Raw genomic sequence first — 18,633 nt, forward strand, 5'->3', positions numbered from 1 at the left:
GCCATGCAGCTCACGCTCTGGACCTATGAAGGCCCGCCGCATGTGGGGGCGATGCGTGTCGCCACCGGCATGGAGGGGCTGCACTACGTCCTGCACGCGCCCCAGGGCGACACCTATGCGGACCTGCTGTTCACCATGATCGAGCGGCGCTCCAAGCGCCCACCCGTCACCTACACCACCTTCCAGGCACGGGACCTGGGCGGCGACACGGCGGAGCTGTTCAAGCGCGCCCTGCTGGACGCGGCCGAGCGCTTCAAGCCGCAGGCCTTCATCGTCGGCGCCTCCTGCACGGCGGAACTCATCCAGGACGACCCGGGCGGGCTCGCGGCGACGGCGGGGCTGGATGTCCCGGTGGTGCCGGTGGAGTTGCCCTCCTACTCCAAGAAGGAGAATTGGGGCGCGGCCGAGACTTTTTATCAGTTGGTGCGGCGCTTCGCGGTGAAGGCGGAGCAGCGCCCAGCCACCTGCAACGTGCTCGGCCCGACGGCGCTGGGCTTTCGTCACCGCGACGACGTGAAGGAGGTGTGCGGACTGCTCGCGCGGCTCGGCATCACGGTCAATGTGGTGGCGCCGATGGGCTCCACGCCAGCCGATCTCACGCGGCTGGGCGAGGCCAGTTTCAACGTGGTGCTCTACCCGGAGACGGCGGGCGTCGCGGCGTCCTGGATGCAGCGCAACCTGGGCCAGCCCTTCACCAGGACCGTGCCCATCGGTGTGGGCGCCACGCGCGACTTCATCGCGGAGGTGGCCGCGCTGGCGGGCGTGGATGCCACAGCCATGCTCGCTGCCGAGGAAAGCCGGCTGCCCTGGTATTCGCGCAGCGTGGACAGCACCTACCTCACCGGCAAGCGCGTCTTCATCTTCGGCGATGCGACGCATGCCGTCGCCGCCGCCCGTGTGGCGCGCGAGGAACTGGGCTTCGAGGTGGTCGGCCTCGGCACCTATTCGCGCGAACAGGCGCGCGAGGTGCGGGAGGCCGCGAAGGCTTTGGGCCTCGAGGCGCTCATCACCGATGACTACCTGGCGGTGGAACAGGCCATCGCCGACGCCCATCCTGAGCTGGTTCTCGGCACGCAGATGGAGCGCCACACGGCCAAGCGGCTGGGCGTGGCCTGCGCCGTGATTTCGGCACCCGTGCATGTCCAGGACTTCCCCGCGCGCCATTCGCCGCAGATGGGGTTCGAGGGGGCGAACGTGCTGTTCGACACCTGGGTTCATCCGCTGATGATGGGCCTCGAGGAACACCTGATCGGGATGTTCCGCGAGGACTTCGAGTTCAACGACCAGGCGCCATCGCATCTCGGCCACAAGGCGGCACCGGTGCGCGAGGCGCCGCCGCTGGTCGAGGCCATGGCCGTGCAGCCCGTTGCCGCCGCCGTGCTGGACGTGCCCGTCGAGCCGCGCTGGGGCGCGGACGCCGAGGCCGAGCTGAAAAAGATCCCCTTCTTCGTCCGGGGCAAAGCCCGTCGGAACACGGAAGCCTTCGCCCGGGAACGCGGCGTCGCCACCATCACCGTCGAGACCCTGTATGACGCAAAAGCTCATTACTCGCGGTAGCCCCCTCCATCTCGTCTTCGTGACGATGGACAGCCATCTCGGCCAGGCGGTGGACCGCGCGCGCGAGATGCTGCTGCGGGATTGCCCGGGGGTCCGGCTGATCGTCCACTCGGCCGATGAGTGGGGCAGCGACCCGGTGGCGCTGGCCGCCTGCCGCGCCGATATCGCCCGCGCCGACATCCTGGTGGCCGGCATGCTCTTCCTCGATGAGCATGTGCGGGCTGTCCATGACGCCATCGCGGCGCGGCGCGAGGCGGCGATGGCCACCGTCTGCCTGCTTTCCGCCGGCGAGATCGTGAAGCTGACGCGGCTGGGCAAATTCGACATGTCCACCGAGGCCCGCGGCGCCATGGCGCTGCTGAAGAAGCTGCGCGGTTCGAAGGGCAAGAACACCTCGGGCCGTGGCCAGATGAAGACGCTGGCCATGCTGCCCAAGCTGCTGCGCTGGATTCCCGGCACGGCGCAAGATGTGCGGATCTACATGCTGGCCCTGCAGTACTGGCTGGCGGGCTCGGCCGAGAACATCGCGAACCTGGCGCGGATGCTGGTGCAGCGCTATGGCGGCCAGGCGAAGCTGCAGGTGGGCGCGCCCATCGAGTATCCCGATGTGGGGCTCTACCATCCGGGCCTGCCGGGCCGGATCGCGGAGCATGTGGCGCAACTGCCGCGCGCGGGTGCGCAGGGCCGGGTGGGCGTGCTGTTGCTGCGCTCCTATGTTCTGGCGGACAATGCGGGGCATTACCGCGGCGTGATCGAGGCGCTGGAGGCGCGCGGCCTCTCGGTGATCCCGGCCTTCGCCGCCGGCCTTGACCAGCGCCCTGCCATCGAGCGCTTCTTCCTGCAGGATGGCAGGCCCATCGTGGATGCCGTGGTGTCGCTGACCGGCTTCTCGCTGGTGGGCGGTCCCGCCTACAACGACGCCCGCGCGGCCGAGGAGATGCTGGCCAGGCTGGATGTGCCCTACATCGCGGCGCACCCCCTCGAGTTCCAGACCATCGTGGACTGGCAGGCCGACCATCGCGGACTGACGCCGGTGGAGGCCACGATGATGGTGGCCATCCCTGAGCTCGACGGCGCCATCATGCCCATGACCTTCGGCGGGCGCTGCGGCACGGATGACCTCAAGCAGCGCTGCCCGGGCTGCGACGGCATCCGCTGCAAGGGCAACATGGTGCCGCACCACGAACGCGCCGTGACGCTGGCGCAGCGCGTGGCGCGGATGGTGGCGCTGCGGCGCAAGGCGCGGGCCGAGCGGCGCGTGGGCCTCGTCATCTTCAACTTCCCGCCCAATGCGGGGAATACAGGCACGGCCGCCTACCTCGCGGTGTTCGACAGCATCTTCGCCACGCTGCGCGCCATGAAGGCCGAGGGCTACAGCGTGGACCTGCCCGCCAGCGCCGATGCGCTGCGCGAACGCATCCTGGATGGCAACCGAGAACGCTTCGGGGCACTCGCCAATGTCGCGGCCCGCATGCCGGTGGACGAGCATGTGCGCCGCCAGCCATGGCTCGCGGAGATCGAGCGGCAATGGGGCCCGGCCCCTGGCCGCCAGCAGACCGACGGCGCCACGCTGCACATCCTGGGCGAGCGCTTCGGCAATGTCTTCGTGGGTGTGCAGCCCGGCTTCGGCTATGAGGGCGACCCGATGCGCCTGCTCTTCGAGCAGGGCTTCGCCCCCACCCACGCCTTCGCCGCCTTCTATCGCTGGCTGCGCGAGGAGTTCACCGCCGATGCCGTGCTGCATTTCGGCACCCATGGCGCGCTGGAGTTCATGCCAGGCAAGCAGGCCGGCATGTCCAAGGATTGCTGGCCGGACCGGCTGATCGGCGACCTGCCCAATTTCTACCTCTACGCCTCCAACAACCCTTCCGAGGGCATGCTGGCCAAGCGGCGCGCGAATGCCACGCTGATCAGCTACCTCACGCCGCCCGTGGCCCATGCCGGGCTGTATCGTGGGCTGCTGGACCTGAAGGCCAGCCTCGACCGCTGGCGGGCACTCGATCCCGAAAGCGGTGATGCAACGGACATGCTGGCCATGCTCCAGGCCCAGGCCGCCGCGGTGGACCTGGCCGAGGCCGAACCCCAATGGGAGCTGGAGGGCATCCTGGCCCGGCTGCACAAGCTGGCGAACGACCTGCTGGAGTTGGAATACACGTTGATCCCGCACGGGCTGCACAGCCTGGGCGTGGTCCACACGCCCGCCCAGCGCGAGGAATTGCTGGACGCCGCGGGTGTGACGGATGCGACCGAGCGCGCGCGCCTTGGCGCCCTGCTGGGCGAGGACCACGAAATCCCGGCCATCCTGCACGCGCTCGATGGCGGCTATGTCCGCCCCGCGCCGGGGGGCGACCTGCTGCGGACCACCGACGTGCTGCCCACCGGCCGCAACATCCATGGCTTCGACCCCTTCCGCATCCCCTCCGCCTTTGCCGTGGAGGATGGCGCGCGCCAGGCCGAACGCCTGCTGGCGCGCCATGTGGAGGCCAGCGGCGCGCTGCCTGAGACCATCGCCGTCGTTCTCTGGGGCACGGACAACCTCAAGACCGAGGGTGGGCCGCTCGCTCAGGCGCTGTGGCTGATGGGCGCCGAGCCGCGGCTCGATGGCTATGGCCGCGTCTGTGGCGCGCAGCTCGTGCCGCTGGAGCGGCTGGGGCGGCCGCGGGTGGATGTGATGATCAGCCTCTCGGGCATCTTCCGCGACCTGTTGCCCATGCAGACCAAGCTGCTGGCCGAGGCCGCCTTCCTCGCCGCCGGCGCCGAGGAACCCACGGAGCTGAACTTCATCCGCAAGCACGCGCTGGCGCTGATGGCGGAGAAGGGTGTTTCCCTGGAGGACGCGGCGCTGCGCGTCTTCGGCAATGCCGAGGGCACCTATGGCGCGAACGTCAACCTCACCGTGGACAACGGCGCCTGGCAGGACGAGGACGAACTCGCCGACACCTACATGAAGCGCAAGGGCTTCGCCTATGGCGTGGACGGGCACCCCCGCCGCCAGGAGGCGACCATGGCGCATCTGCTCGGCACGGTGGAATGCGCCTATCAGAACCTCGACAGCGTCGAGAGCGGCATCACCACCATCAGCCACTACTTCGACAGCCTGGGCGGCATCAGCCGCGCCGCGCGGCGCGCGCGCGGTGGGCGCGACACGGCCGTCTACATCGGCGACCAGACGCGCGGCGCGGGCAAGATCCGCACCCTGGCCGAGCAGGTCACGCTGGAGAGCCGCACCCGCGCCCTGAACCCGAAATGGTTCGAGGCGATGCTGACCCATGGCTATGAGGGCGTGCGCCAGATCGAGGAGCACGTCACCAACACCATGGGCTGGTCCGCGACGACGGGCCAGGTGGCGCCCTGGGTCTACCAGCACCTGGCGCAGACCTACATGCTCGACCCCGAGATGCGCGCGCGCCTCGCAGCACTCAACCCCACGGCTTCCGTGAAGATCGCGAACCGCCTGATCGAGGCCACCGAGCGCAGCTACTGGGCGCCGGACGAGGCCACGCTCGAGGCGCTGCGGCGCGCGGGAGAGGAACTCGAGGACCGCCTCGAGGGCATCACGCCGGAGATGGCCGCATGAACAAGATCATCCGCACGGAACTCATCCGTGGTTCGAACCGCGAAAAGGTCGGGGACGGCTCGGGCAGCGTGCAGGTCCACATGGACCAGGTCGCGAAGATCGAGACCGCGAAGGTCTTCGCCGTCTATGGCAAGGGGGGTATCGGCAAGAGCACGACCAGCTCCAACCTCTCGGTCGCCTTCGCCAAGCTCGGCAAGCGCGTGCTGCAGATCGGCTGTGACCCCAAGCATGACAGCACCTTCACGCTGACCAAGTGCATGATCCCGACCGTGATCGACGTGCTGGAGGGCGTGGACTTCCACGCTGAGGAACTCCGCCCCGAGGATTTCGTGGTGCAGGGCTATGCGGGCGTGATGTGCGTCGAAGCAGGCGGCCCACCGGCCGGCACGGGCTGCGGCGGCTATGTCGTCGGTCAGACGGTGAAGCTGCTGAAGGAACACCACCTGCTGGAAGACACCGATGTGGTGATCTTCGACGTGCTGGGCGATGTGGTGTGCGGTGGCTTTGCCGCCCCCCTGCTGCACGCCGACCGCGGTGTGATCGTGGCCGCCAATGATTTCGACAGCATCTTCGCCATGAACCGCATCGTGGCCGCCATCCATGCGAAGTCGAAGAATTACGGCGTGCGGCTCGGTGGCGTCATCGCCAACCGCAGCGCAGCCACCGATCAGATCGAGCGCTACAATGAGCGCACGGGGATGAAGCTGCTGGGGCATTTCCCGGACCTTGATGCCATCCGCCGCTCGCGTCTCAAGAAGCAGACGCTGTTCGAGATGGACGCGACGCCAGAAATCGAGGCCGTGCAGCAGGAATACCTCCGCATCGCCGCCAGCCTCTGGGCCGGGGTGGAGCCCGTGGAGGCCGAGGCGCTGAAGGACCGCGACATCTTCGACCTGCTGGGCTACGACTGATGCACAGCGGCACCTACACCTCCCGACGGGGCGAGCTCGAAACCTATTTCGACCGCACCGCCTCCGAGAACTGGGCGCGGCTGACCTCGGAAGCGCCTGTCAGCGGCATCCGCGCGACGGTGCGCGCGGGCCGCAACGCGATGCGCGAGACGCTGCTCTCCTGGCTGCCCGATGAAATGGCGGGATTGCGCCTGCTCGATGCCGGCTGCGGCACGGGCGCGCTGGCCAACGAGGCCGCCCGCCGCGGCGCGAAGGTGGTGGCCGTGGACCTGGCCGGCACGCTGATCGAACACGCGCGCGACCGCGCCGCGCATCTGGGCGGCAACCAGCCCGACTTCCGCGTGGGCGACATGCTGGACGAGACCTTGGGCCACTTCGACCACATCGTGGCGATGGACAGCCTGATCCACTACAAGCCGGCCGACATCGTGGACGCGCTGGCGCGGGTGGCGCCGCGCTGCCGGCGTTCGCTCATCTTCACGGTGGCGCCACAGACGCCCTTGCTCTCCGTCATGCACGCGGTCGGCCGCATGTTCCCCCGCAGCGACCGCGCGCCCTTCATCGAGCCGCTGGCGGAGGCCAAGCTGCGCCGCCTGATCGCGGCGGACCCGCGCCTCGCGGATTTCGCGCCAGGTCGCCACCGCCGCATCAAGAGCGGCTTCTACACCTCCCACGCCTATGAATGGGTGCGGCGATGAGCACGCAGGGCTTCAGCCTGGCGCGGCAATGGATGAAGATCAGCCCGTCCATGCTGCCCTTCGCGGACGCGGCCTCGGCTGATGTGCCGCTGAGCCGGTTGCTGCGCCTGTCCCTGTTTCAGATCTCCGTGGGCATGGCGGCGGTGCTGCTGATCGGCACGCTGAACCGCGTGATGATCGTGGAGCTGGGCGTGCCGGCCGGCCTGGTGGCCGTGATGGTTGCCCTGCCGCTCGTTTTCGCGCCCCTGCGCGCGTTGATCGGCTTCCGCTCGGACAACCACAAATCCGTGCTGGGCTGGCGGCGCGTGCCCTATCTCTGGTTCGGCACGATCTTCCAGTTCAGCGGCTTCGCGATGATGCCCTTCGCCCTGCTGATCTTGTCCGGAGACACCTGGGCACCGCCCATCGCGGGCCAGCTTTCCGCCGCCATCTGCTTCCTGCTGGTGGGCGCGGGGATGCATATGACGCAGACGGTGGGCCTGGCACTCGCCACCGACATCTCGCCGCGCGAGAAGCAGCCCAAGGTGGTGGCGCTGATGTCCGTCATGCTGCTGCTGGGCATGCTGGGCAGTGCGCTGCTCTTTGGCCTGCTGCTGACGCCGTTCAGCCAGATCAAGCTGATCCAGGTCATCCAGGGCGTGGCTGGCGCCACCATGATCCTGAACTTCGTGGCCATCTGGAAGCAGGAGGTGCGCGACCCCGCGCGCTCCGCGGCCTTGCCGCAGGACCCGAGCTTCCGCCAGGCGTGGCGCGAGCTGAAGTCCACCGGCCCCTGGACGCGACGCATCGTGGCCATCAGCCTCGGCACCTTCGGCTTCGCCATGCAGGACGTGCTGCTGGAGCCCTATGGCGGCGAGATCCTGGGGCTTGAGGTCGGTACCACCACGCTGCTGACGGCCCTCTTCGCCTTTGGCGGCGTGAACGGCTTCATGCTGGCCTCGGGCTGGATCGGCCGCGGCGCCTGCGCCAACCGCATCGCCGGCTATGGCATGGGGTGGGGCACGCTGGCCTTCGCCTGCGTGATGCTGGCCGCCCCCTTCGACAGCCCTCTGATGTTCGCGCTCGGCTCCCTGCTGATCGGCTTCGGCGGCGGGCTCTTCGCCCATGGCACATTGACCAGCTGCATGCAGGCGGCACCGCCCGACAAGATCGGCCTGACGCTGGGCATCTGGGGCGCGGCGCAGGCGACAAGCGCGGGCATCGCCATCGCGCTGGGCGGCGTGGTGCGCGACGTGGTCAGCCATCTCGCCCAGGCGGGTGCGCTCGGCCCGGCCCTGACCGGCCCGGCGGTGGGCTATTGCACCGTCTACCTCATCGAGATCGTCGTGCTCTTCGCGGGAATCATCGCGATCGGCCCGCTCGTCCGGGGCTCGCTCGTCCCGGACTCCCTTGCAGAACCGCGCGGTGCCGCAGCACCGCAGACCGCCCATTAGGGCGAAAGGAGAGAGTGCCATGCAACCTGGCTCATATTTCGCGGGCTTCGACCTTGTCACGGCCGCGCTCTATGGCTTCTGGGTCTTCTTCCTGGGGCTGATCCTCTACCTGAATCGGGAGAGCAAGCGCGAGGGCTATCCGCTCGTCACGCCGGGCAAGCCGAATGACCGCCCCCAGGGCTTCCCAGGCGTGCCGACGCCCAAGATCTTCAAGCTGGCCCATGGCGGCACGGCGCAGGCGCCGCGCAATGACGGCGACCCGCAGCCGCCCATCGCGGCTGTCTGGGCCGATCCGACGCCGGGCGCCCCGCTCGTGCCCACCGGCAATCCGATGATCGACGGCGTGGGCCCCGCGGCCTATGCGCTCCGCGCCGACGTGCCAGACCTCACCTTCGACGAGAGCCTGCCCAAGATCGTGCCGCTGCGGGTCGCCACCGACGTGGCGATCGACCCCGAGGATCCCGACCCCCGCGGGATGACGGTGGTGGACGCCGACTGGCAGCCTGCGGGCATCTGCGTGGACATCTGGTACGACAAGTCCGAGGCCATCTTCCGCTTCCTCGAGGTCGAGGTCGCGACCGAGATGGGCTTCCGCCGCGTCATGATCCCGGTGCCGATGATGACCATCAACTCGGCCCGCAACGTGATCCGCGTGCGCTCCCTGCTGGCCGAGCATTTCAAGACCGCGCCGACGCTGAAGAACCCGGACACCATCACCCTCCTCGAGGAGGACAAGGTGGCGGCCTACTGCGCCGGCGGGCAGTTCTATGCCAAGCGCGAGCGCAGCGAGCCCTGGATCTGAGGGCCCCACCCCGGCGCGCTGCCGGCGCGCCGGTTCTACCGAGGGGCAGGGGTTGCGCCGCATCAAGGTGGCCGTCCCCTGAAACCCTCCAACATTGTCCAAGCCACCAGGCCGGAGGAAGGCTTCGATGAAAGACCAGCATATTCCAGGGATGCCCGAGCACGAGATCGAACCCGTGCCTGGCCTGCCCGAACGCCTTCCCGCCGGCGAGGGCATCGTCTGGCAGGGCTCCCCTGCCTGGTGGCCCTTCGCGCGGCGTGCCATGCACCTCAAGGGACTTGGCTTCTACTTCCTGGCGCTGGTGGCCTGGCACCTGGTGGAATCCGTGATGGCCGGCGGCTCACTGTTGGCGGCGCTGGCCGGGCCGTCCATGTCGGTGGTGCTGGCGAGCCTCTGCCTCGTCATCCTGGCCTTCATCGGCCGGGCGGCGGCGCGCGCCACGCTCTACACCATCACCAACCGGCGCGTCGTGCTGCGCGTCGGCGTGGCCCTGCCGATGACCATCAACATCCCCTTCAGCGCGGTGCAGTCGGCCTCCGTGCGGCGGCATGCCGATGGCACGGAGGACATCGTGCTGGCGCTGCTGCCGGAACACCGGGTCTCCATGGTGGCGCTCTGGCCGCATCTGCGCCCCTGGCGGATGGGTCGGCCCGAACCCATGCTGCGCGGCCTGCCGGTGAGTGCCGGGGCGTCGCAGGTGCTCTCGCGCATGCTGGCGGCCTCGGCGCAGATGGCGGCGCCGGCCGTGGCGGCCGAGCCGGCCCGCCGCCCCGTGCGCCTGCCGGATGAGGCGGTGGCCTGACATGGACCGGATGATGGACCGCCGTCATGTCCTGCCGCTGCTGGTCTGTGGGGCGATGATCGCGGGGACGCTCGCATTGGTGGGGCCGCAGCAGAACCGCGCGCTCATTACCCGACCGAACGAAACACCGCTGCGAGAACGCATGGTCCGTTTCGAGGATGGTCCGGATGGCTCCGTTGTCATTCGCGACGCGGCGAATCAGGCGGTGCTGGCGCGGTTTCCTGTGGCGGAGGGCGGCTTCGTCCGTGGTACGCTCCGGGCATTGGCGCGGGAGCGTCGGCAGGAAGAACAAGGGCAGGAAATGCCCTTCCGGGTGTCCGCCTGGCGGGATGGCCAGTTGACCTTGGATGATGTCGCCACCGGGCGGCGCGTGGACCTGACGGCCTTCGGCCAGACCAATGCCGGGATCTTCGCCCGGCTGCTGACAGCCCAAGGAGAGACACAATGAAGAAGGCGTTGGGGGCTTTCTGGGAGAGCCTGTCCGGGCCGCGCGTCATCACCGTGCCCTGCACGGTGGAGATCGAGCAGAGTTTCGACAGCCTGCACGCGCATGCGGTGCCCGAGGGCATCACGCTGCGCCCCGGCGACAGGGTGGTGGTGAACAACCCCCCCGGCCTTCCGGAGTTCGGCACGGCCACCACCTATGAGACCACGGCGACCGTCTATCGCGCGGGCCCCTTCACCCAGCTCTGGACCGAGGTTGCGGCCTTCGCCGAGTTGGCCGAGCTGTATCATTGCGGCTTCGAGCCCAAGGAGTATGGCGCATGAACGCCGTGACCGGGTCCACCCCGCGCGTGCTGAACGAGACCACGCGCATGGCCAGCACCGAGACGGTGCTCTCGCCCCGCTTCTACACCACCGACTTCGCGGCGATGGACGCGCTGGATGTCAGCTCCATCCGCCCGGAGTGGGACAAGCTGATGGACGAGTTCCGCGCCGACCCCAACAAGGGCCATTTCGTCCGCAACGAGCAGTTCGACCAGTTCCGCCTGGAGGATCTGCCCGAGCCGCTGCAGAAGGAGGTGGTGGAATTCCTGGTGAGTTCCGTGACCGCCGAATTCTCGGGCTGCGTGCTCTATGCCGAGATCAAGAAGCGCATCAAGAACCCCGACATCAAGGAGCTGTTCGCGGTGATGAGCCGCGATGAGGCGCGCCACGCGGGCTTCATCAATGACAGCCTCAAGGATATCGGCGTCGGCGTGGACCTGGGCTTCCTGACCAAGGCAAAGAAGTATCATTACTTCCGGCCGAAGTTCATCTTCTACGCGACCTATCTGTCCGAGAAGATCGGCTACGCCCGCTACATCACGATCTTCCGCCAGTTCGAGAAGCATCCGGAGCGCCGCTTCCACCCGATCTTCAACTGGTTCGAGAAGTGGTGCAATGACGAGTTCCGCCACGGCGAGGCCTTCGCCCTGCTGATGCGCGCGAACCCCTCCCTGCTGACGGGCATCAACGCCTATTGGGCGAAGTTCTTCCAGCTGGCCGTCTTCGCCACCATGTATGTGCGCGACCACGCCCGCCCGGCCTTCCATGAGGCGCTGGGCATGACGCCCACCGAATACGACATGCAGGTGTTCGACAAGACGACCGAGATCTGCAAGCAGGTCTTTCCCATCACGCTCGCCTGGGACACGCCCGCCTTCAAGGCGGGGCTGGACCGGCTGTTCCGCATCTCGGACCAACTCGGGCAACTGCGCGCGCAGAAGGGCGCCTGGGCGGCCACGAAGCGCGCGGCGCTGAGTGCGGCCGCCGGTGCGACCTTCCTGCGCCTGCTGGCCATGCCTGGCCGACGTGCGCCCCTGCCGGCCGAAATCCGGCTGAGCCCGGCCTACTGAGGGAAGGGGACGCGCGGTGGAATACGTCTGGCCCTGCCTGTTCGCGGTGTTCGTGTGGTGGTTTGGCACGGCGCTCGTGTTCATGCTCGACCAGCTGCCGCGCCACACCTACCGGCGCACCATGTGGGGGGCGACCCTCATGCTGGGGGCCGCGCTGCTTTGCGTCGTGACGCTGTCCGAACGCACCACCATGGCCAGCGCCTATGCGGGCTTCGCCTGCGGGGTGCTGGTCTGGGCCTGGCAGGAAATCGCCTTCCTCACCGGCGTCGTCACCGGCCCCAACCGTGCGCCGCTGCCCGAGGGGACGGAGGGGTTCCCGCGTTTCCGCGCTGCGCTATCGGCCATCATCCACAATGAATTGGCCATGCTGGCGCTCGGACTCGTGCTGCTGGCCCTGCTGTGGGACGCGCCGAACCAGATGGCGCTCTGGACCTATCTGGCACTTTGGGTGATGCGGCAATCGGCCAAGATCAACATCTTCCTGGGCGCCCGGAACCTGGGCGAGGCCATGCTGCCGCCGCACCTCGCGCACCTGGCCAGCTATTTCCGCCGCCGGCCGATGAACTGGCTGTTCCCCTTCTCGGTGACGGGCGGGACGGTGGTGGCGGTGCTGCTGGCCCTGGCCGCCGTCCAGACCGATGACCCCTACGCCCTCACGGCCTATACGCTGCTGGCGGCCTTGCTGGCGCTGGCCGTGATCGAACATTGGTTCCTGGTGCTGCCGCTGCCGCTGGACGGCCTCTGGACCTGGGGGCGCCCCGCCTCCACCCCCCAACCGGCCCCGTTGCGCCCGCAGCGCAATGAGCCCGCCTCCCTGCCGCTGCGGCCATGAACGAAGAAGGAAAGGTTGTCGCCATGAACTACGAGGCCCTGTTCCGGAAGCAACTCGACGGTCTGCGCCGCGAGGGCCGCTACCGCGTCTTCGCCGACCTCGAACGCCGGGCGGGCTCCTTCCCGCGCGCGGTGCATCACCGCCCGGGCGGCACGGCCGAGGTGACGGTGTGGTGCTCCAACGACTACCTCGGCATGGGCCAGAACCCCAAGGTGCTGGAGGCGATGCACACGGCCATCGACCGCGCCGGGGCAGGGGCGGGCGGCACGCGCAACATCGGCGGCACCAACCATTACCATGTGCTGCTGGAAAAGGAGCTGGCCGACCTGCACGGCAAGGAAGCGGCCCTGCTGTTCAACTCCGGCTACATGTCCAACTGGGCCACGCTCTCCACCCTCGCGGCCAAGCTGCCCGGCTGCGTGGTGCTGTCCGATGAGCTGAACCACGCCTCCATGATCGAGGGCATCCGCCACTCCCGCGCGCAGTGCATCGTGTGGAAGCACAACGACCTGGCCGACCTGCGCGCCAAGCTCGCGGCGCTCCCGGCCGACACCCCCAAGCTGATTGCCTTCGAGAGCGTCTATTCGATGGATGGCGATGTCGCCCCCATCGCTTCCATCTGCGACCTGGCCGACGAGTTCGGCGCCATGACCTACCTGGACGAGGTGCATGCGGTGGGCCTCTACGGCCCCCGCGGCGGCGGCATCAGCGAGCGTGATGGCGTGGCGCACCGCCTGACCGTCATCGAGGGCACGCTGGCCAAGGCCTATGGCGTGATCGGCGGCTACATCGCGGGCTCCGCCGCCATGGTGGATTTCGTGCGCAGCTTCGCCTCGGGCTTCATCTTCTCGACCGCGCTGCCGCCGGCCGTCGCCGCCGGCGCCACCGCCAGCATCCGGCACCTGAAGGAAAGTGCGGAAGAGCGGGAGCGGATGCACGAACGTGTTGCCACGGTGCGCAGCCGGCTGGATGGCCTCTCCATCCCGCACCTCCGCAACCCGAGCCACATCGTGCCCGTGATGGTCGGCAATGCCGTGCTCTGCAAGGAGATCAGCGACCTGCTGCTGGAGCGGTATTCCGTCTATGTGCAGCCCATCAACTACCCGACGGTGCCGCGCGGGACGGAGCGTCTGCGCTTCACGCCCTCGCCCGCCCACACCGATGCGGACATTGACCACCTGATGCTGGCGCTGGACGAGGTCTGGACGGAATTCCAGATCCAGCGGCGCGCCTGAACATGGATGGGCTGGCGCACCGCCTGACGCCGAAGGCGCGCCGCCCCAAGGCGCCGAAGCCGCGGCCGGTCTTTCCCTTCACCGCGATGGTGGGGCAGGGAGAGATGACGCTCTCCCTGGTCCTCTGCGCGGTGGACCCGGCCATTGGCGGCGTGCTGGCGCTGGGGGATCGCGGCACGGGCAAGTCCACGGCCATCCGCGCGCTGGCTGCCCTGCTGCCGCCCATGAAGGCCATTCGCGGCTGCCGCTTCAACTGCGCGCCGGGCAAGCCCGCGCAGATGTGCGAGGCCTGCCAGCAGCCCCGCGCGCCCCGTGCGACCGTGCCCGTGCCCGTGGTGGACCTGCCGCTCGGCGCCACCGAGGACCGGGTGGTGGGCGCCCTCGATCTCGAACGGGCGCTGACCCAGGGTGAGAAGGCCTTCGAGCCCGGCCTGCTGGCCCGAGCGCACCGCGGCTTCCTCTACATCGACGAGGTGAACCTGCTGGAGGACCACCTGGTGGACCTGCTGCTGGACGTCGCCGCCTCGGGCGAGAACGTGGTGGAACGCGACGGCCTGTCGGTGCGTCATCCCGCGCGCTTCGTGCTGGTCGGCAGCGGCAACCCGGAGGAGGGCGAGCTTCGCCCGCAATTGCTGGACCGCTTCGGCCTCTCGGTCGAGGTGACGACACCCACCGACCTGCCCACGCGCATGGAGGTCATCAAGCGTCGCGACGCCTTCGAGCGTGACTCGGCCGGCTTCTGCGCCCGCTTCGCGCCCGAGGAAGCCACGCTGCGCGCCCGCATCCTGGCCGCGCGTGCGGCATTGCCGCATGTGGCCGTGCCCGACACCATGCTGGAACACGCCGCGCGCCTGTGCATGACGGCGGGCACGGATGGGCTGCGCGGGGAACTCACGCTGATCCGCGTGGCGCGAGCCTTGGCCGCCTATGAAGGCGCGGGCGAGGTGACGCTGGACCACCTGCGCCGCCTCGCACCACTGGCGCTGCGGCACAGGCTGCGCCGCAACCCCCTCGATGATTCGGTCGCCACCACCCGCGTGGCCCGTGCCGTCGAGGAGGTCATCGGGCCGTGACCCCCAGCTCACCGCGCGAGGATGCCGCGCTCGCGGCCTGCCTGCTCGCGGTGGATCCGGCTGGCCTGGGCGGTGCCGTGTTGCGGGCGCGTCCGGGCGTGGAGCGCGACCGCTGGCTCGGTCTTCTGCAGTCCCTCCTGCCCTCCGGCACCGCGCTGCGCCGCCTGCCGCCCGGTGTGGCGGATGACGCGCTGCTGGGTGGGCTGGACCTGACGGCCACGCTGGCCACCGGCCGGCCTGTGCAGCGCGCGGGCCTGCTGGAAGCGAGTGCCGACGGCGTGCTGGTCATGCCCATGGCCGAGCGCCTGACCCGCCCCACCGCCGCCCGCCTCAACGCCGGCCAGGAGCGCCACGGCTACGCCATGCTGGCCCTGGACGAGGGGCTCGATGAGGACGAGGCCCCGCCGCCCGCCCTGCTGGACCGGCTGGCCTTCTGCCCCGATTTGGCCGAACCACCGGCCCCCGCACCGCATGACGCGGGCGCCATCGCCGCCGCGCGGGCCCGCCTGCCGGGCGTGGACAGCCCGGAGCCCATCATCGAGGCCATCCTCGCCACCGCCATGGCGGCGGGCATCCTTTCCTTGCGCGCGCCCGCGCTTGCCCTGCGCGCGGCCCGCGCCGCGGCGGCGTTGGGTGGCCGCGACGCCCCGAGCGCGGATGACGCGGCGCTGGCCGTGCGCCTCGTGCTGGGCCCCCGCGCCACGGTCCTTCCTGAATTGCCACCGGAACAGGAAGCGCCACCGCCGCCACCTGAGGAGCCGGACGCCCAACGCCCCGACGACGCCACCGACCCGGCCCAGCGGGGCCAGATGGAGGATCTGGTGCAGGAGGCGCGCGAGGTGCCGCTGCCCGCGCAACTCCTGGCCAGCCTGGCCGCCGCCACGCTGCGCCTGCGGGCACCGTCCTCCGGCCGCACGGGGGCGGAGCGCATTTCGCTGAAGCGCGGCCGCCCTGTTGGCAGCCGTCCGGGCGAGCCGCGCAACGGGGCCCGCATCGCGCTGCTGGACACCCTGCGCGCCGCCGCGCCGTGGCAGCGGCTGCGCCCCGCGCCGCCGCGCGCGCGCGTGGCCGTGCGCCGCGAGGATTTCCGCATCCGTCGCTTCCGCGAGCACAGCGAGAGCACGGCGATCTTCGTGGTGGATGCCTCGGGCTCGGCCGCGCTGCACCGCCTGGCCGAGGCCAAGGGCGCGGTCGAGATGCTGCTGGCCGAATGCTATGCGCGTCGGGACCGGGTGGGCGTCATCGCCTTTCGGGGCGCCGCCGCCGAAATGCTGCTGGCGCCCACGCATTCCCTGGTGCGCGCCAAGCGTGCCCTGGCGGGACTGCCGGGGGGAGGGGCCTCGCCGCTCGCATCGGGGCTTGATGCCGCGCTGGCGATGGCGCGGCTGGAGAAGCGCGCCGGCCGCACGCCGCTGATCGTGGCGCTGACCGATGGCCGCGCGAACATGGCGCGCGACGGCAGCAGCGGCCGCGCCGCCGCCGAGGCCGATGCGCTGGCGGTGGCGAAGCTGCTGCGCGCCGAGGGCCACGCCGTGCTGATCGTGGACACCGCCCCCCGCCCGCAGCCCTTCGCCACCACCCTGGCCGCCGAGGCCGGCGGGCGCGCGCTGGTGCTGCCCCAGGCCAGGGCGGAGGTTCTCGCGGGCGCGGTGCGACAGGTGATGGCGGCATGAGCGCGACCGCTTCACTCCTCCAGCGATCGGAGGCGGGATGAGCGCCACCCTCCTCCTCCCCGAACGGGCCATCGTCCCCGCCGCGGCCGATTGGCTGTCCACGGCCGACTGGCCGCACCGCGCCGCCAGCCGCTTCGTGCTGGCGGGCGGGCTGCGCTGGCATGTGCAGGTGCTGGACAGCCCGCGGCCTGATGCGCCCGTGGCGCTGCTGCTGCACGGCACCGGCGCCTCCACCCATTCCTGGCGCGACCTCGGCCCGCTGCTGGCCCGGCGCTACACCATCATCATGCCGGACCTGCCAGGGCAGGGGTTTTCCGCGATGCCGCCAGCGGGGGGGCTTTCGCTGGCCGGCATGGCCATGGGCATCACCGCGCTGCTGCGTGTGCTGGAGGTGCGGCCGGAGCTGATCATCGGGCATTCGGCGGGCGCTGCGCTGGGGGCGCGGCTTTGCCTGGATGGCGCGGTGGCACCCGCGCATCTCATCTCCATCAACGGCGCGCTGCTGCCGCTGGGCGGCGTGGCGGGCATGGTCTTCGGCCCCATGGCGCGGCTGATGGTGAACCTGCCCGGCGTGGCACGCCTCGCCGCCCGCCAGGCGCGGGAACGCGCGACGGTGGAACGGCTGCTGCGGGACACGGGCTCCGTCCTGCCGGCCGAGGGCGTGGACCTCTATGCCCGCCTCTTCCGCCGGCCCGAGCACGTCGCCGCCACCCTCGGCATGATGGCGGCCTGGGACCTGCCGGGCCTGGCGCGTGACCTGCCGCGGCTGGCCACACCGCTGACGCTGATCGTGGGCAAGCAGGACCGCACCATCCGCCCCACCGAGGCGCGCCGCCTGCAGGCGTTGTTGCCCGCGGCCCGAATCGATGCGCTGCCGGGCCTTGGCCATCTCGCGCATGAGGAGGCACCTGGCCTCGTCGCGCGTCGCATCCTGGAGACCGTGTGATGGACGCCGAACCCCGCCTTGCGTCCGAGGACCTTGAAGCGTGCCGCGACCTGTTGCGCGTAGGCTCCAAGAGCTTCCACGCCGCCTCGCTGCTGCTGCCGCGGCGGGTGCGCGACAGCGCCACCGCCCTCTACGCCTTCTGCCGCCTGGGCGACGATGCGGTGGACAACGCCGCCGACCCGCGCGCGGGCCTCGCCCTCATGCGCCGGCGGCTCGACGCGGCCTATGACGGCCTGCCCGAGGACCACCCGGCCGACCGTGCCTTCGCCGCCGCCGTGCGCCTGCACGACATCCCGCGCACCCTGCCCGACGCGCTGCTGGAAGGCTTCGCCTGGGACGCCGAGGGCCGCCACTATCCGGACATCGAGGCCTTGCACGGCTATGCCGCGCGCGTGGCTGGCACGGTGGGGGCGATGATGACCCTCATCATGGGCGTGCGCAGCCATGCGGCTTTGGCCCGCGCGACGGATCTCGGGGCCGCGATGCAGTTGACGAACATCGCGCGCGACGTGGGCGAGGATGCGCGGGCCGGCCGCCTCTACTTGCCCTGCGCCTGGCTGCGCGAGGCGGGGGTGTCGCCACGCGACTTCCTGGCGCATCCGGAATTCTCGCCCGCCATCGGCATCGTGGTGGCGCGGCTGCTGGCCGAGGCGCAGCGCCTCTACGCCCGCGCGGAAGCCGGCATCGCCATGCTGCCGCGCGACTGCCGGCCCGCGATCCGCGCCGCGCACCGCCTCTATGCCGAGATCGGCGCGGAGGTGACGCGCCACGGCTTCGACAGCGTCTCGCGCCGCGCCGTGGTCTCCTCCTCGCGCAAGCTGGCGCTGGTGGCGCGCGCGCGCCTGCCCAGCCTGGCGCGCGTCGAAGGCGGTGCGGAGCCGCCACTGGCCGCCAATGCCTTCCTGGTGAATGCGGTGACGCCGGCGCCCATGGCCGTCGCGGCACGCAGCCTGGACGAGCGCATCGGCTGGGCAATCGAGCTGTTCGCGGACCTCCAGACCCGGGGCCGCCTGCCGCAATAGCGCGCACGCGGCTTGCGGCACATCAAGGTTGCCGCCGCAAGCCCGCGCCTAGCCTGCCTCCATCGTCAATGGAGGTGTCGCGATGCGCATCGTGCTGGTTCACCCCAACTACCATTCGGGCGGTGCGGAGATCGCGGGCAACTGGCCGCCGGCCTGGGTCGCCTATCTCGCGGGCTACCTGAAGGCGGATGGCTACACCGACCTGACCTTCATTGACGCCATGACGAACAACCT

The 18,633-nt window shown here is 70.1% G+C and carries 16 protein-coding genes; all 16 read left to right on the forward strand.

From position 1 onward, the window contains the following. Positions 1-3 precede the first annotated feature (3 nt). The 16 genes from bchB (at position 4) to JTN19_RS04715 (ending at position 18,399) form a co-directional block, all read left to right on the forward strand. Positions 4-1,557 carry a ferredoxin:protochlorophyllide reductase (ATP-dependent) subunit B gene (gene bchB, locus JTN19_RS04640; RefSeq protein WP_206930740.1) on the forward strand — a complete coding sequence of 518 codons (1,554 nt, stop codon included), beginning with the start codon at positions 4-6 and terminating at the stop codon, positions 1,555-1,557. A 25-nt stretch (positions 1,558-1,582) separates the two neighbouring features. After that, complete coding sequence (locus JTN19_RS04645) at positions 1,583-5,134, forward strand: magnesium chelatase subunit H (RefSeq protein ID WP_242530867.1); 3,552 nt, start codon at positions 1,583-1,585, stop codon at positions 5,132-5,134. Then, on the forward strand, positions 5,131-6,045 hold the full coding sequence (gene bchL, locus JTN19_RS04650; protein ID WP_206930742.1) for a ferredoxin:protochlorophyllide reductase (ATP-dependent) iron-sulfur ATP-binding protein: 915 nt from the start codon (positions 5,131-5,133) through the stop codon (positions 6,043-6,045). The genes JTN19_RS04645 and bchL overlap by 4 nt, the downstream gene beginning before the upstream one ends. Next, positions 6,045-6,743 (forward strand): magnesium protoporphyrin IX methyltransferase, encoded by a 699-nt coding sequence (bchM, locus tag JTN19_RS04655; protein ID WP_206930743.1) that lies wholly within the window; start codon positions 6,045-6,047, stop codon positions 6,741-6,743. The genes bchL and bchM overlap by 1 nt, the downstream gene beginning before the upstream one ends. Beyond that, positions 6,740-8,176, forward strand: a complete 1,437-nt coding sequence (locus JTN19_RS04660) for a PucC family protein (protein WP_206930744.1) — start codon at positions 6,740-6,742, stop codon at positions 8,174-8,176. The genes bchM and JTN19_RS04660 overlap by 4 nt, the downstream gene beginning before the upstream one ends. A gap of 19 nt (positions 8,177-8,195) precedes the next feature. Beyond that, positions 8,196-8,978 carry a photosynthetic reaction center subunit H gene (puhA, locus tag JTN19_RS04665; protein ID WP_206930745.1) on the forward strand — a complete coding sequence of 261 codons (783 nt, stop codon included), beginning with the start codon at positions 8,196-8,198 and terminating at the stop codon, positions 8,976-8,978. Positions 8,979-9,129: 151 nt separating this feature from the next. Next, complete coding sequence (gene puhB / locus JTN19_RS04670; RefSeq protein WP_206930746.1) at positions 9,130-9,780, forward strand: photosynthetic complex putative assembly protein PuhB; 651 nt, start codon at positions 9,130-9,132, stop codon at positions 9,778-9,780. A gap of 1 nt (position 9,781) precedes the next feature. Beyond that, positions 9,782-10,228, forward strand: coding sequence for a photosynthetic complex assembly protein PuhC (puhC, locus tag JTN19_RS04675; protein ID WP_206930747.1), 447 nt, complete (start codon positions 9,782-9,784; stop codon positions 10,226-10,228). Next, positions 10,225-10,548: a hypothetical protein gene (locus tag JTN19_RS04680; protein WP_184383207.1), complete on the forward strand. Its 324-nt coding sequence runs from the start codon at positions 10,225-10,227 to the stop codon at positions 10,546-10,548. The genes puhC and JTN19_RS04680 overlap by 4 nt, the downstream gene beginning before the upstream one ends. Further along, entirely contained in the window at positions 10,545-11,618 is a 1,074-nt protein-coding gene (gene acsF / locus JTN19_RS04685) for a magnesium-protoporphyrin IX monomethyl ester (oxidative) cyclase (protein ID WP_206930748.1), read from the forward strand. Before JTN19_RS04680 ends, acsF begins: the two co-directional genes overlap by 4 nt. Before the next feature lie 16 nt (positions 11,619-11,634). Beyond that, the gene (puhE, locus tag JTN19_RS04690) at positions 11,635-12,450 is read left to right on the forward strand and encodes a putative photosynthetic complex assembly protein PuhE (RefSeq protein ID WP_206930749.1); all 816 of its coding nucleotides are present in this window, start codon (positions 11,635-11,637) and stop codon (positions 12,448-12,450) included. A 23-nt stretch (positions 12,451-12,473) separates the two neighbouring features. After that, positions 12,474-13,685 carry a 5-aminolevulinate synthase gene (hemA, locus tag JTN19_RS04695; RefSeq protein ID WP_206930750.1) on the forward strand — a complete coding sequence of 404 codons (1,212 nt, stop codon included), beginning with the start codon at positions 12,474-12,476 and terminating at the stop codon, positions 13,683-13,685. A 2-nt stretch (positions 13,686-13,687) separates the two neighbouring features. Beyond that, positions 13,688-14,758, forward strand: coding sequence for a magnesium chelatase ATPase subunit I (bchI, locus tag JTN19_RS04700; protein WP_206930751.1), 1,071 nt, complete (start codon positions 13,688-13,690; stop codon positions 14,756-14,758). Then, positions 14,755-16,431: a magnesium chelatase subunit D gene (locus JTN19_RS04705; RefSeq protein WP_206930752.1), complete on the forward strand. Its 1,677-nt coding sequence runs from the start codon at positions 14,755-14,757 to the stop codon at positions 16,429-16,431. The genes bchI and JTN19_RS04705 overlap by 4 nt, the downstream gene beginning before the upstream one ends. A gap of 37 nt (positions 16,432-16,468) precedes the next feature. Next, complete coding sequence (bchO, locus tag JTN19_RS04710) at positions 16,469-17,377, forward strand: alpha/beta fold hydrolase BchO (RefSeq protein WP_206930753.1); 909 nt, start codon at positions 16,469-16,471, stop codon at positions 17,375-17,377. Next, positions 17,377-18,399: a phytoene/squalene synthase family protein gene (locus JTN19_RS04715; RefSeq protein WP_206930754.1), complete on the forward strand. Its 1,023-nt coding sequence runs from the start codon at positions 17,377-17,379 to the stop codon at positions 18,397-18,399. The genes bchO and JTN19_RS04715 overlap by 1 nt, the downstream gene beginning before the upstream one ends. Positions 18,400-18,633 lie beyond the last annotated feature (234 nt).

Origin of the sequence: Roseococcus thiosulfatophilus, assembly GCF_017311575.1 — a bacterium.
Taxonomy (GTDB): domain Bacteria; phylum Pseudomonadota; class Alphaproteobacteria; order Acetobacterales; family Acetobacteraceae; genus Roseococcus; species Roseococcus thiosulfatophilus.